This is a genomic window from Hydrogenophaga laconesensis, assembly GCF_031457235.1.
GTDB lineage: Bacteria > Pseudomonadota > Gammaproteobacteria > Burkholderiales > Burkholderiaceae_C > Hydrogenophaga > Hydrogenophaga laconesensis.
The window spans coordinates 317,633-330,691 of record NZ_JAVDWE010000001.1 but is presented as its reverse complement, the minus strand read 5'-3'; the positions used below and the strand labels follow the sequence as shown (position 1 = coordinate 330,691).

General features: G+C 67.3%; 13 protein-coding genes. 9 read left to right on the top strand and 4 right to left on the bottom strand.

Going from position 1 to position 13,059, the window contains the following annotated elements; genetic code table 11:
* The gene (locus J2X09_RS01540; RefSeq protein WP_204731588.1) at positions 1–717 is read right to left on the bottom strand and encodes a 3-oxoacid CoA-transferase subunit A; all 717 of its coding nucleotides are present in this window, start codon (positions 715–717) and stop codon (positions 1–3) included.
* Positions 718–892: 175 nt separating this feature from the next.
* Here J2X09_RS01540 and J2X09_RS01535 point away from each other — a divergent pair, with 175 nt between their 5' ends.
* Positions 893–1,954 carry a maleylacetate reductase gene (locus J2X09_RS01535; RefSeq protein WP_204731587.1) on the top strand — a complete coding sequence of 354 codons (1,062 nt, stop codon included), beginning with the start codon at positions 893–895 and terminating at the stop codon, positions 1,952–1,954.
* Here J2X09_RS01535 and J2X09_RS01530 read toward each other — a convergent pair.
* From J2X09_RS01530 to J2X09_RS01520, 3 genes are read right to left on the bottom strand one after another with little or no spacing between them, the layout of a single operon-like run.
* On the bottom strand, positions 1,945–2,463 hold the full coding sequence (locus J2X09_RS01530; protein WP_204731586.1) for a class IV adenylate cyclase: 519 nt from the start codon (positions 2,461–2,463) through the stop codon (positions 1,945–1,947). The genes J2X09_RS01535 and J2X09_RS01530 overlap by 10 nt on opposite strands.
* A gap of 16 nt (positions 2,464–2,479) precedes the next feature.
* Entirely contained in the window at positions 2,480–3,400 is a 921-nt protein-coding gene (locus J2X09_RS01525) for a GNAT family N-acetyltransferase (RefSeq protein WP_310307141.1), read from the bottom strand.
* An 8-nt stretch (positions 3,401–3,408) separates the two neighbouring features.
* On the bottom strand, positions 3,409–4,338 hold the full coding sequence (locus J2X09_RS01520) for a LysR family transcriptional regulator (protein WP_204731585.1): 930 nt from the start codon (positions 4,336–4,338) through the stop codon (positions 3,409–3,411).
* Positions 4,339–4,464: 126 nt separating this feature from the next.
* Between J2X09_RS01520 and J2X09_RS01515 the strand changes: the two genes are divergently transcribed.
* The 8 genes from J2X09_RS01515 to J2X09_RS01480 all read left to right on the top strand — a co-directional run bounded on the left by J2X09_RS01515 (position 4,465) and on the right by J2X09_RS01480 (position 13,021).
* Positions 4,465–5,322 (top strand): intradiol ring-cleavage dioxygenase, encoded by an 858-nt coding sequence (locus tag J2X09_RS01515; RefSeq protein ID WP_204731584.1) that lies wholly within the window; start codon positions 4,465–4,467, stop codon positions 5,320–5,322.
* Positions 5,319–5,621: a Dabb family protein gene (locus J2X09_RS01510; RefSeq protein ID WP_204731583.1), complete on the top strand. Its 303-nt coding sequence runs from the start codon at positions 5,319–5,321 to the stop codon at positions 5,619–5,621. Before J2X09_RS01515 ends, J2X09_RS01510 begins: the two co-directional genes overlap by 4 nt.
* A gap of 31 nt (positions 5,622–5,652) precedes the next feature.
* Positions 5,653–6,288 (top strand): nuclear transport factor 2 family protein, encoded by a 636-nt coding sequence (locus J2X09_RS01505; protein WP_204731582.1) that lies wholly within the window; start codon positions 5,653–5,655, stop codon positions 6,286–6,288.
* 60 nt (positions 6,289–6,348) lie between these two features.
* Positions 6,349–7,365, top strand: a complete 1,017-nt coding sequence (locus J2X09_RS01500; protein ID WP_204731581.1) for a Bug family tripartite tricarboxylate transporter substrate binding protein — start codon at positions 6,349–6,351, stop codon at positions 7,363–7,365.
* Between the two features lie 119 nt (positions 7,366–7,484).
* Positions 7,485–8,069 (top strand): malonic semialdehyde reductase, encoded by a 585-nt coding sequence (locus tag J2X09_RS01495; protein ID WP_204731935.1) that lies wholly within the window; start codon positions 7,485–7,487, stop codon positions 8,067–8,069.
* A gap of 93 nt (positions 8,070–8,162) precedes the next feature.
* Entirely contained in the window at positions 8,163–11,588 is a 3,426-nt protein-coding gene (locus J2X09_RS01490; protein WP_204731580.1) for a response regulator, read from the top strand.
* 15 nt (positions 11,589–11,603) lie between these two features.
* Positions 11,604–12,440 (top strand): CheR family methyltransferase, encoded by an 837-nt coding sequence (locus tag J2X09_RS01485; protein ID WP_204731579.1) that lies wholly within the window; start codon positions 11,604–11,606, stop codon positions 12,438–12,440.
* Entirely contained in the window at positions 12,437–13,021 is a 585-nt protein-coding gene (locus J2X09_RS01480; RefSeq protein ID WP_310307135.1) for a chemotaxis protein CheB, read from the top strand. Before J2X09_RS01485 ends, J2X09_RS01480 begins: the two co-directional genes overlap by 4 nt.
* Positions 13,022–13,059: the final 38 nt, after the last annotated feature.

The following is a 13,059-nucleotide window of genomic DNA, read 5'->3' as shown; positions in this document are numbered from 1 at the left end:
TCACGCGGTGGTCTTGAAGCCGCCGGCCTGCGTGGCCACGCGGGGAATGCGCACCACGGCGCTGACGTGGATGCCGGGCGTGACGACTGCCTCGGGGTCGAAGCCGCCGAGCTCGGCGAGCTCGTACACGCTGGCGATGGTGCGCTTCGCGGCCGTGGCCATCACCGGGCCGAAGTTGCGCGCGGCCTTGCGGTAGGTGAGGTTGCCCCAGCGGTCGCCACGCTCGGCCTTGATGAGCGCCACGTCACCGAAGATCGGGTACTCCAGCACATAGGCCTTGCCGTTGATCATGCGGGTTTCCTTCGGGCTGCCGTCGGGGTTCTTCGCCAGTTCGGTGCCGAAGCCGGTGGGCGTGAAGAACGCGCCGATGCCCGCGCCGGCAGCGCGCAGCCGCTCGGCCAGGTTGCCCTGGGGCACCAGTTCGAGTTCGAGCTGGCCGCTGCGGTAGAGGGCGTCAAACACGTGGCTGTCAGCCTGGCGCGGAAAGCTGCAGATGACCTTGCGCACGCGCCCGGCCTTGAGCAGCGCGGCCAGGCCGGTGTCGCCGTTGCCGGCGTTGTTGTTGACCACGGTGAGCTCGCGCGCGCCCTGGTCGATCAGGCCGTCGATGAGTTCACCCGGAATGCCGGCCGTGCCGAAGCCACCGATGAGCACGGTGGCACCGTCCTCGATGCCGGTGAGCGCCTCGGCGATCGAGGTGGCGATCTTGTTGATCAAGGGAAGTCTCCTGCTGCGGGGATGTTCTCGCGCATTCTGTCAGCGAAAGCGCCGCGTTGGCGCGTGCACATTTCCCTGTGCGGAAAACTGATTTTCAGCAGATCCGGCAAGCGGTTGCGGCGCGCCGGTGCTGCCATCATGCGAGTCCGCACAGCAGCACGAACGGATCAGCACCATGCATTCTTTTGTCTACCAGAGCCAGCCCTCCCGCGTGATCTTCGGCGCCGGCATGCTGGCGCAGTTGCCCCGCGAAATGGACGCACTCGGCGCCTCACGCGCCCTGGTGCTGTGCACGCCCGAGCAGCGCGCCTCGGCCGAGCGCGTGGCCGAGTTGCTGGGGGCGCGCGCCGCCGGCGTGTTCGACCGCGCGGTGATGCATGTGCCCATCGAGACCGCCCGCGAGGCCCGCGAAGAGGCACGCCGCCTGGGCGCCGATTGCGCCGTGGCCATTGGTGGCGGCTCCACCACCGGCCTGGGCAAGGCCATCGCGCTCGATTCGGGCCTGCCCATCGTCGCCATTCCCACCACCTACGCCGGTTCCGAGATGACGCCCATCTACGGCATCACCGAAGCCGGGCTGAAGAAAACCGGCAAGGACCCGCGTGTGCTGCCGCGCACCGTGATCTACGACCCCGAGCTGTCGATGGGCCTGCCCGTGGGCATGAGCGTGACCAGCGGCATCAACGCCATCGCGCACGCGGCCGAAGGCCTGTACGCCACCGACGCCAACCCCATCATGGACCTCATGGCGGAAGAGGGCATCGCCGCCCTGGGCCGCGCGCTGCCGCGCATCCATGCCAACGCGGGCGATGCCGGGGCGCGGTCGGACGCGCTGTACGGCGCCTGGCTCTGCGGTTCCGTGCTCGGCGCAGTCGGCATGGCCTTGCACCACAAGCTCTGCCACACCCTGGGCGGCAGCTTCAACTTGCCGCACGCGGAAACGCACACGATCGTGCTGCCGCACGCGCTGGCCTACAACGCGTCGGCCGCGCCCCGCGCCATGGAGCGCATCGCCCGCGCGCTCGGCGGCGCGAACGCCGCACAGGCGGTGTTCGACCTGGCCCATGCCAACGGCGCACCGGTGGCGCTGAAGGACATCGGCCTGAAGGACAGCGATCTCGACAAGGCCTGCGACATCGCGATGAGCAACCAGTACCCGAACCCCAGACCGCTGGAGCGGCACGCGATCCGCCAGTTGCTGCAGGACGCGTTCGAGGGTGTGCGGCCTCAGCGCTGACCCTTGGCCTGCAGGTCCACGTACGCCCCTCCGACCAGTTGCCCCGGCGCGATGCCCAGCGCCGCCATCAGCCGGTGCGCCTCGCGCGTGCCGGCCTCGATGGGTTCGCCGTCTTCGAGCACGACTTCCAGCTCCAGGAAGTCACCGAGGCCTTCCACGCGGTCCAGGTGGATGCGGGTGCGACCCACCGTGTACAGCGTGCGCTGCTTGACCACGCGGCCGATCTCGCCGTGGGCCAGTGCCAGCGCCGCGCGCAGCGTGGCGGGGCTGCTGGTGGGCGAGCGCACGTAGAACGACTCCTTCGGGCCTTGCCGGTCGCTGCGGCGGTAGAAGATGAGCTCGCCTTCGGTGGCGGAGAACACGCGCAGCTTGAGGCGACCGTTGTCGCAGCGGAAGAAGGTGTCGTCCTGCGCGATGAGGGTGGGGCCCTGGTCGGCCAGGGCAGCGGCTTTCGCGGTGACGGCGTCGATGTGGTCCAGGCGGGCTTTGATTTCTACGTTTCTGGGCATGGCTTCAAGCGTGCGTTCAGGCGGGTAGGGAGGGGCGGATCGTCTTGCGCATCAGCGCGTTGGGAATGGTGACGCCCGCGCGAACGGGAAACCGCTGTTCCGCGATCTCGAATCCGTTGCGGGCGAAGAAGGGTTGCGCGGTCAGGCTCACGTCCGAGGTCAGTTCGTCGATGCCCTGTCGAGCGGCCTCTTCGTGAATCTGCCGCATCAGCAGGCTGCCGACGCCCTGCCGCGCGAAGTCGGGTGACACGAAGAAATGATCGATGTAGCCCGAGGGTTGCATGTCGGCGTAACCCGCGATCGCCCCATCGACTTCGGCCACGAAAGGGCGGATGTCCTGCATCCTCCGCGCCCAGGCCCGCGCGTCGTGATCGGCTGGCGACCAGGCGTTCAATTGCTCGGGCGTGTAATCGCGCGAAGCGGTGCGATGGATCGCGCCATGGTGCACCGCGTGCAGCGCCGCTTCGTCGCCGGCGCGAAAACGCCGGACCGTGGCATGGCGTTCGCGCAGATGAACCAGTGGGAAGGGCCTGCCCTCACCGTCCAGCGGAGAGCGGCCGACGATCTGAAAGCCATTGGCACGGTAGAACGCGAGCGCCTCTGGGTTCTGCTCGTTCACGTCCACCGAGAGGGCGCCGTGCAGGCCACGGGCGTGGGCCAGCAACTGGCGTCCACCACCCTGGCGGAACCAGCGCGGCGCAATGAACAGGGCTTCCACGAACGCGCCCGACATGCCCATGAAACCGGCGGGTGCACCTTGCCCGTCGCACAGCACCCAGAGCTGGAGGTGCGGCAATGCCTTGTCACGGACCACGGGCAGCAGGCTCTGGACATCGGCTTCGCTCAGGAATGTGTGGGTCGCACGCACCGCTTCCAGCCATATGGCAAGCAGGGCGGGGTGATCGGCGGCTGTGCCGGGGCGTATGTCAGCGTTCATGGGGTGGCTCAATACACCGTGAACCGACCGGTCCACTTGCGCTCGTAGTCCATCTTCTCGAAGTGCGCGGCCATGAAGTCGATGAAGGTGCGCACCTTGGCGCTGAGGTGCTTGCGGCTGGGGTAGGCGAGGTTGACGGTGAGGCGGGGCAGGTCCCAGTCGTCGAGCATGGGCACCAGGCGGCCGGCCACCACGTCGTCGTAGACGATGTAGCTGGGCTGGACGAGGATGCCCATGCCGTCGAGCGCGGCGGCGCGCAGGATCTGGCCGTCGTTGCTCTCGAGCAGGCCTTTCACCTCGATGGTCTGTTGCTCGTCGCCGCGCGTGAAGCGCAGTTCGTTGGGGTTGTTGGCGTGGGTGTAGATCAGCAGCTTGTGGCGGTGCAGGTCTTCCACGTTGCGCGGTGTGCCATGGCGCGAGAGGTAGGCCGGTGCCGCCACCAGAATGCGGCGCGTGCCCGCGAGGCGGCGGATGGTGATGTTCGAGTCGGGCTCCATCTCGCGGTTGCGGATCGCCACGTCGATGTTGTTGTCGATGATGTCCAGGTAGCGGTTGGCCGCCTCCACGTGCACCGTCACGTTGGGGTAACGCTCGGTGTACTCGCGCAGCAGCGGCGCGATGTGGTGCATGGAGAACGAGAGCGAGGCTGTGATGCGCAGCACGCCGGTGGGATTGAGCGCGGCGGCGTTCACGGTGGACTCTGCGTCGCGCAGGTCGGCCAGGATGGTGCGCGAGCGCTGGAAGAACTCCTGCCCGGTGTCCGTGAGGTAGAGGCGGCGCGTGTTGCGTTCCACCAGTCGCACACCCAGGCGCGCCTCCAGCGCGGCCAGGTGGCGGCTCGCGCTCGCATTGGACAGGTTGAGCAGCTCGGCTGCGCGGCTCAGGCTGCCGGTTTCGGCCACCTGCACGAACAGTTCGATCTCGGTCCAGCGGTCCATGGTCTCCTCTTTGTTGCGCCTGACGGAAAAGTCATTTTTGTCTCAGGCCTTTCTCCGGTCTCCCCAACGCTCTACATTGTGACGGCACTGCAAGCCGCAGGCAGGAGACACCCCAGGAGAGCGTCGTTGAGAAACCTCGACCAGTACAACATCACCCAGGCCGTGCTCGCGCGCATGGCCAACACGCCAGACCCGCGCCTCAAGCAGATCATGACCAGCCTGGTGCAGCACCTGCACGCCTTTGCGCGCGAGGTGAAGCTGACCGAAGCCGAGTGGAAGGCGGGCATCGACTTCCTCACCGCCACCGGCCACATGTGCACGGACCAGCGGCAGGAATTCATCCTGCTGTCGGACACGCTGGGCCTGTCCATGCTGACCGTCGCGCAGAACAACGACAAGCCCGCGGGCTGCACCGAGGCCACCGTGTTCGGCCCGTTCCATGTGGAAGGCGCGCCGCACTACGAGCATGGTGCGGACGTGGCCAACGGCGCTTCGGGTGTGCCCTGCCGCGTGAGCGGGAGCGTGCGCGGCATCGAAGGAGAGCCTGTGGCCGGCGCACTGATCGACGTGTGGCAGGCCGATGCCGACGGCAAGTACGACGTGCAGCGCACCGATCTGCCCGAGGCCCAGGGCCGGGGTGTGCTGCGCAGTGGTGATGACGGCCGGTTCCACTTCCAGAGCGTGGTGGCCGAGCCGTACCCCATCCCCGATGACGGCCCCGTGGGCGACATGCTGCGCGCCACCGGCCGCCACCCGTGGCGCCCCGCGCACCTGCACTTCATGATCCAGGCGCCGGGCTACGAAACCCTGGTGACCCACGTGTTCCGCGATGGCGGGCCGTACCTCGACTCCGACGCCGTGTTCGGTGTGCGCCAGTCGCTCGTGGCCGACTGGGTGCAGCACCCCGATGGCACCTACACGCTGGACTTCGACTTCGTGCTCAACCGGGCACGCCCGCCCGCCACCCATGTGGCGGCCGCATGATCAAGCACATCGTGATGTGGAACGTGCAGGGCGCCACCGCGCAGGACCGCGCGGCCAATGCGCAGCGCGTCAAGCGTGCGTTCGAAGGCCTGCGCGAACAGATCCCGGGCCTGCTGCGGCTGGAGATCGGCCTGGACGAAAGCGGGGTCGACTACGCCTGCGACGCCGTGCTCTACACCGAGTTCGATTCTCGCGAATCGCTCGCCGATTACGCCCATCACCCCGCGCACATCCGTGTGCGCCACGAACTGGAGGGCGTGCGCATCGCGCGCTACCAGGTCGATTTTGAAACCCTTTGACGCATTGCAACCACCCCGAGGAGACAACAACATGACCGATCAACAACTGAAGGACGAACTGCTGATCCGCCAGATGGTGGAGCGCTGGGCCGTCTGGCGCGACGCCGGCGACTGGGAGCGCTTCGCCACCGTGTGGCACCCCAGGGGCGTGATGATGGCCACCTGGTTCCAGGGCCCGTTCGCAGACTTCATCCGCGTCACGCAGGAAGGCTGGGCCAAGGGCGTGAGCATCCTGCACTTTCTGGGCGGCTCGGCGGTGGAAGTGGCTGGCGACCGCGCCATCGCCCAGACCAAGATGACCATCTCGCAGCGTGGCATGGTCGATGGCGCCGATGGCCCCGTGATGTGCGATGTGGTCTGCACCGGCCGCTTCTACGACTTCGTGGTGCGCGAGAACGGCGAGTGGAAGCTGCTGCACCGCCAGCCTATCTACGAGAAAGACCGCATCGACCCGATCGACTCCACCGCCGTGCTCGCACTCGACCAGAAAGCCCTGGCACAGATGCCCGAGGGCTACCGCCACCTCGCCTACATCCAGACGCGCATCGGCTACACGGTGAAGATGGACATGCCCATGCTCAAGGGCCCGGTGGTGGACGAGCTCTACCGCCGTGGCGCGCGCTGGCTCGCCGGCGGCGAGCTGGAGCGCGAAGTGAACCCGGCCTGATTTCACGCGGCGGGCGCGGGCCGCTTTCCACCGCGCCGCACAACAACTGGAGACAACGACATGAACGCACTCGATCCGACGTGCGGGGGGGCGGCTTCGCTCTCGCGCCGCCAACTGCTCGCCGCCGTGCCTGCCGCAGCCCTGGCCACCATGGCTCCCCAGGCCTGGGCGCAGGCCGCCTACCCGAGCCGCCCGCTGCGCGTGATCGTGCCGCAGCCCCCGGGTGGTGGCTTCGATTTCGTGGGCCGCGCGCTCGCCGACCGCCTGGCCCCCGCCCTGGGCCAGCCTGTGGTGGTGGAGAACCGCACCGGCTCCGGCACCCTGGTGGGCACCGACGCCGCCGCCAAGTCCACACCCGATGGCTACACGCTGCTCACCGGCTCGGTGTCGAACATGGTCCTCAACATGGGCCTGTACAAGAACCTTTCGTACGACAGCCTCAAGGACTTCGAACCCGTGGCCCTGGCCGTGAGCTACAGCTACACGCTGCTCGGCCGCAACAGCCTGCCTTTCAGCGATCTGGCCGGCCTCGTGGCCTATGCCAAGGCCAACCCCGGCAAGCTCACCTACGCCTCGGCCGGCAACGGCTCGGGCCAGCATGTGCTGGCCGCCGCGCTCTGGAGTCTGGCCGGTGTGGACATCGTGCACGTGCCCTACCGTGGCGCGCAGCCCGCCTACGCCGACCTGCTGGGCGACCGCGTGGACCTGTTCTTCGACCTCACACCCACCACGCGCGCCCATGTGGACACTGGCAAGGTCAAGGCCATCGCGGTCTCCAGCGCCGAGCGCAACCCCATGCAGCCCACGGTGCAGACCATCAACGAATCCGGCACCGTGAAGCTGGAGCTGGAATCGTGGTTCGGCTACTTCGCCCCGAGCAAGACGCCACCCGAGGCACTGGCCCGCCTGCGCACCGAACTGGCGAAAATCGTCGCCACGCCAGAGTTGCAGGAAACCTTCCGCAAGGCAGGAGGATCTCCCATGAAAATCAGCGTGGCCGACACCAAGACCATGCTGGCACGGGATGTGCAGCGCTGGACAGGCCTCATCCGGGCCGCGAACATCAGCCTGGACTGACCCCTCGCCCCGATTCGCGCACCCCCCAGGGGGCAACCACAGCGGGCCGGCAAGGCCGGTTCCGCGGTGTTTCTGGATGAGGCCGCTTCTTTTGTTTCCTTTTTTTCAATCCGCCCAACATCATGACCCTCGACGCGCAAGCCCTCGACCAGATCTTCCTCAAGGCGCGCACCGCCAACGGCTTCCTCGACAAGCCCGTGCCAGACGACCTGCTGAAACAGGTCTATGACATCGCCCGCATGGGCCCCACTTCGATGAACACCCAGCCCGCGCGCTACGTGTTCCTGAAGACGCCCGAGGCGCGCGCGCGCCTGCTGCCCGCGCTCTCGCCCGGCAACCTGGACAAGACCCGTGCGGCGCCCATCACTGTGATCGTGTGCGCGGACAACCGCTTCCACGAATTCATGCCGCAGGTGTGGCACCGCGAAGGCGCCATGGAAAACTTCGAGAGCAACCCCGCCCTGAGGGAGGCCACCGCCACCCGCAACAGCACGCTCGGTGGTGCGTACTTCATCATCGCAGCCCGTGCGCTCGGCCTGGACTGTGGCCCCATGAGCGGCGTGGACCTGGCCAAGGTGAACGCCGAGTTCTTCCCCGACGGCCGCTGGCGCGCGAACTTCCTGATCAACCTCGGCTATGGGGATGGGAAGGTGTTCGACCGGAACGCACGGCTGAGCTTCGAGCAGGCTTGTCAGGTGTTGTGATGTGAGCGCGGGGTAGGGCGGCGGCCATGGTGCCAGGGCGCGCGAGCGCTCTGCTGGATAATGGATTTGCCCTTTACCCCATGGACGCGCCGCATGCCCCGACACAACAGCAGCTCCGCTGCCCGGCAATTCAGTGTGCCCCTGCCCATCCTGGCAGGGTTTTTTGTGGCCGTGCTCGCCACGTTCATCATCACATTCGTGAACTACCGGTCCTCTCAGGCGCGCAGTGTGGCCGTGGGGGAAATGCAGGCCACGTCGCAGGCCATCCGGGCGCTCAACGATGTGGTGACGGCGGTCAAGGACGCGGAGACCGGGCAACGAGGCTTTCTGCTGACCGGTGACCCGAGCTATCTGCAGCCCTACCAGTCGGCCACCAGCGCGCTGGATCGGCGTCTCGCCGAACTCAAGGCCGTCGTCGGCGATGCGCCGCAGGACCGGGAGCTGGCGTCCCGCATGGAGCAACTCGTCCGGCAGAAACTGGAAGAGCTGGGGCAGACCATCGAGCTGTACAGGACGGGCAGCGAGGACGCCGCGTTGGCCCGGGTGCGCAACGACACGGGCAAGAACATCATGGACGAGATCCGTGAGGTCTCGGGCAATCTGATGTCGCGCAAGGATCGGCTGTTCGAAACGCGCCGCGAGGCCTGGGTCGACGCGGCCGCTGTCTCCAACTGGTACTCGGGCATCGGTTCGGCGGTGTTGTTCGTGTTGATCTGTCTCACGGGCTGGCTGGCGGTGCGCGGACTGCGGGAGCGGGCGGAACAGACATGGGTGGCCGCCGGCCTGGCCGAGCTGGGCCTCAAGCTCCAGGGTGAACACCGCATCGATGAACTGGGGCAGCGCGCGCTGGGGCAGTTGGGCGATTACATGGGGGCCACGGTGGGGGCCGGCTACGCGGTGCAGGCCGGCCAAGACTGCCTGCGCCTGTTCGGGGGTTACGCGCTGCCGCGCGAGCGCCTGCAGGAACAGTTTGCGGCCGGTGAAGGCCTGGTCGGCCAGGCCGCTGCGGCGCGCCGGTTGCTGCACGTCAAGGATGTGCCCGCCACGCACCTCCAGGTGTCGTCCGGCACCGGTTCATCGCGGCCGGCAGAGCTGCTGGTCGCGCCCGCCATCGAGAACGGCGAACTGCTGGCCGTGATCGAGTTCGGCTTTCTCCGTCCGGTCCGCGAGGCCGAGCGGAACCTGCTGGAGCGTGCGTCGGCCATGCTGGCCGTGGCGGTGCGGCTGGGCATCGACCGCCAGCGGCTCGAGGTGCTGCTGGAGGAAACCCGGCGCCAGGCGGAGGAACTGCAGACCCAGCAGGAAGAGCTGCGCGTGAACAACGAGGAGCTGGAGCAGCAGAGCCGCGTGCTGCAGGCGTCCCAGGCGCAGATGGAGGTGCAGCAGACCGAGCTGGAGCAGACCAATGTCCACCTGGAAGAGCAGACGCAACAGCTGGAGTACCAGCGGGAGCAACTGCTGAAGGCGCAGGACGCGCTGACCGGCAAGGCGCGCGAGCTGGAGCTGGCCAGTCAGTACAAGAGCGAGTTCCTGGCCAACATGAGCCATGAACTGCGCACGCCGCTCAACTCCACCCTCATCCTGGCCAAGCTGCTGTCCGACAACAAGCAGGGCAACCTGAATGCGGAACAGGTCAAGTACGCGAAAACCATCTCTGCGGCGGGCCACGATTTGCTGGCCCTGATCAACGACATCCTGGATCTTTCCAAGATCGAAGCGGGACAGACCCATGTCGAGGTGGAGACGGTCCCCATTGCCAGGACCGTGCACAACCTGGTGGAGCCCCTGCGCCCTCTGACCCGGGACAAAGGTCTGGCCCTGAGCGCCACCATCGCGCCCGACGTGCCGCCCACGCTGGAGACCGACCCGCTGCGCCTGGGCCAGGTGCTCAAGAACCTGCTGTCCAACGCGATCAAGTTCACCGAGAAGGGCGAGGTGGCCTTGCACGTGTCGCGCAACCCCGGCGACACGCTGTCCTTCGCGATCAAGGACACGGGCATCGGCATTCCGCTTCACCAGCAGGCCCTGATCTTCGAAGCGTTCCGCCAGGCCGACGGCAGCACCCACCGCAAGTACGGTGGCACCGGGCTCGGGCTGTCCATCTCCCGCGATCTGGCCCATCTGCTGGGTGGCGAGATCGCGGTGCAGAGCACGCCGGGAGAGGGCAGCGTGTTCACGCTGACACTGCCCTTGAGCATGGCGGCGGCGGAGCAGGTCGCCCGTCCCGCCGCACCCGTTTCCACCACTTTGTCGCGGCCCCTGGCATCGCCGGCCGGCACCCCCGACAGCGCGCCCGCGCCTGCCCCGGCGACGGATCAACCCCGTGCCCACGTGCGCAGCATCCTGGTGATCGAGGACGATGAACGCTTCGCGCAGATCATGTGCGATCTGGCGCGGGACATGGACTTCGAATGCCACCTGGCGCACAACGCCGCCGACGGCCTGGCCATGGCGGCCCGACTGCTGCCCAGCGCCATCGTGCTGGACGTGAACCTGCCCGACTTCTCGGGCCTGGGGGTGCTGGACCAGCTCAAGCGCAATCCCGCCACCCGCCACATTCCGGTGCACATCGTTTCGGTGGCGGATTACTCCCAGGAGGCCCTGGGGCGGGGCGCGGTCGGCTACGCACTCAAGCCGATCAAGCTCGATGCGCTGGCGCAGGCCCTCCAGACCCTCGAGGCCAAATTCACCCAGGACTTGCGGCGTGTGCTGGTGGTGGAGGACGACGAGCGCCAGCGCGAGAGCGTGCACGCCTTGCTGAGCCGGGACGATGTGGAGGTCGTCTGCGCAGGCACGGCGAACGAGGCGCTGGATCATCTGCGCCGCGCCACCTTCGACTGCATGGTGATGGACCTGAACCTGCCCGATCTCACCGGCTTCGAACTGCTGGAGAAGATGACCGCGCAGGACGATATCGCGTTTCCGCCCGTCATCGTCTACACCGGGCGCGCGCTGTCGCGCGACGAAGAGCAGCAGCTGCGCCGCTTCTCGAAGTCCATCATCGTCAAGGACGCCCGCTCGCCCGAGCGCCTGCTCGATGAAGTCACCCTGTTCCTGCACCAGGTCGAGTCCGAGCTGTCACCGGAGCATCGGAGGATGCTGGAGGCCGCGCGCAGCCGCGACAGCACGCTGGAAGGCCGCACGGTATTGATCGTGGAGGACGACGTGCGCAACGTGTTCGCCCTCACCAGCATCCTGGAATCCACCGGTATCAAGCTGCAGATTGCGCGCAACGGGCGCGAGGCGCTCGAAGCGCTCGACCGTGCCGAAGCCACCGGCGACCCGGCGATCGACCTCGTGCTGATGGACATCATGATGCCGGAGATGGACGGTTACACCGCGATGCGGGAGATCCGCGTCCGCCCGGCGTGGCGCCGCCTGCCCATCATCGCCCTGACGGCCAAGGCCATGAAGGACGACCAGGAGAAGTGCCTCGCGGCGGGCGCCAATGACTACATCGCCAAGCCGCTGGATGTGGAGAAGCTGCTGTCCCTGGTTCGTGTCTGGATGCCGAAGTAACGCCCGAGGCGCGCCATGCCCCATCGCAAAGCCCGCACCGCCGACATCGAGCAGCGCCTGCTGATCGATGCCATCTACCACCGGTATCACTACGACTTCCGCGGCTACGCCCAGGCCTCCCTGAAGCGCCGCCTGGGCACGGCGCTGGGCCATTTCGGTTGCGAGACCCTGTCACAGCTGCAGGACCGCGTGCTGCACGATGCCAGTGTGTTCCCCGCCTTGCTGGAGTACCTCACCGTCCAGGTGAGCGACATGTTCCGCGACCCCAGCTACTTCCGCTCGCTGCGCGAGGAGGTGGTGCCGCTGCTGCGCACCTACCCCTCCCTCAAGATCTGGGTGGCGGGATGCAGTGCGGGGGAGGAGGTCTATTCGCTGGCCATCCTGCTCCAGGAGGAGGGCCTGCTCGATCGCACGCTGATCTATGCGACGGACATCAACCCGCAGGCCTTGCGGGCGGCAGAATCCGGGGTGTTCGACATGACGCGCGTGGCCGCGTTCACCGAGAACCACGCGCGTTCCGGCGCGAAAGGCTCGCTGTCCGACTACTACACGGCGCGCTACGGGCGCGTGGTGCTGGACAAGACGCTGCGCGAACACATCGTGTTTTCGGACCACAGCCTGGCCACTGACAACGTGTTCGCCGAGGTGCACTTCGTGTCGTGCCGCAACGTGCTGATCTACTTCGAGCGCGACCTGCAGAACCGCGCGCTGGGCCTGTTTCGCGACGCTCTGTGCCACCGGGGCTTCCTGGGCCTGGGCGCCAAGGAGTCGCTGCGTTTCTCCGACCAGTCAGATGCTTTCGATGACTTTGTCCTCGAGGACCGCATCTATCGCAAGAAGGCAGGCCTGTGACCCAGGACCGCTACGCAGCCATCGTGGTCGGCGGGTCGTCGGGCGGCATTGAGGCCCTGATGGCGTTGCTGCCGGAGCTGCCTCCCACCCTGCGCGCGGCCGTGCTGATCGTGATGCACATGCCTCGCGATCCGCGCAGCCGCCTGCTGGAAATCTTCAGGCCCACCTGTGCGTTGCCGCTGCGGGAGGCGCAGGACAAGGACCCGATATCGCCCGGTACCGTTTACTTCGCACCGCCCGACTACCACTTGTTGCTGGATCAGGGGCCGCGTGTCGCGCTGTCGGTGGACGCGCCGGTCCATTACTCCAGGCCTTCCATCGACGTCCTGTTCGAGTCCGCCGCCGATCTCTACGGTGATGAGCTCGTGGCCGTCCTGCTGTCAGGCGGCAATGAGGACGGTGCGCGCGGCCTTCAGGCCGTCCGTGCGGCCAACGGGCTGGTCATCGTGCAGGAACCTTCCAGTGCCCCGGTGTCCACCATGCCGCTGGCCGGGATGGCGCGCGTCGATGCAGACCATGTGCTGCCCCCGAAGGGCATCGCCGCGCTGATAGCCGGGCTGCACCGGCAGGGCCGCCTGTGACCCGACCCTCGTTCCCATGAAAAGCAAAGAAATCCGCG

What these genes read in the sequence shown, in the direction of transcription:
- J2X09_RS01535 (WP_204731587.1), top strand. Translation starts at nt 893, where the DNA reads ATGCATTCTTTTGTCTACCAGAGCCAGCCCTCCCGCGTGATCTTCGGC.
- J2X09_RS01530 (WP_204731586.1), bottom strand. Translation starts at nt 2,463, where the DNA reads ATGCCCAGAAACGTAGAAATCAAAGCCCGCCTGGACCACATCGACGCC.
- J2X09_RS01525 (WP_310307141.1), bottom strand. Translation starts at nt 3,400, where the DNA reads ATGAACGCTGACATACGCCCCGGCACAGCCGCCGATCACCCCGCCCTG.
- J2X09_RS01520 (WP_204731585.1), bottom strand. Translation starts at nt 4,338, where the DNA reads ATGGACCGCTGGACCGAGATCGAACTGTTCGTGCAGGTGGCCGAAACC.
- J2X09_RS01510 (WP_204731583.1), top strand. Translation starts at nt 5,319, where the DNA reads ATGATCAAGCACATCGTGATGTGGAACGTGCAGGGCGCCACCGCGCAG.
- J2X09_RS01505 (WP_204731582.1), top strand. Translation starts at nt 5,653, where the DNA reads ATGACCGATCAACAACTGAAGGACGAACTGCTGATCCGCCAGATGGTG.
- J2X09_RS01500 (WP_204731581.1), top strand. Translation starts at nt 6,349, where the DNA reads ATGAACGCACTCGATCCGACGTGCGGGGGGGCGGCTTCGCTCTCGCGC.
- J2X09_RS01490 (WP_204731580.1), top strand. Translation starts at nt 8,163, where the DNA reads ATGCCCCGACACAACAGCAGCTCCGCTGCCCGGCAATTCAGTGTGCCC.
- J2X09_RS01485 (WP_204731579.1), top strand. Translation starts at nt 11,604, where the DNA reads ATGCCCCATCGCAAAGCCCGCACCGCCGACATCGAGCAGCGCCTGCTG.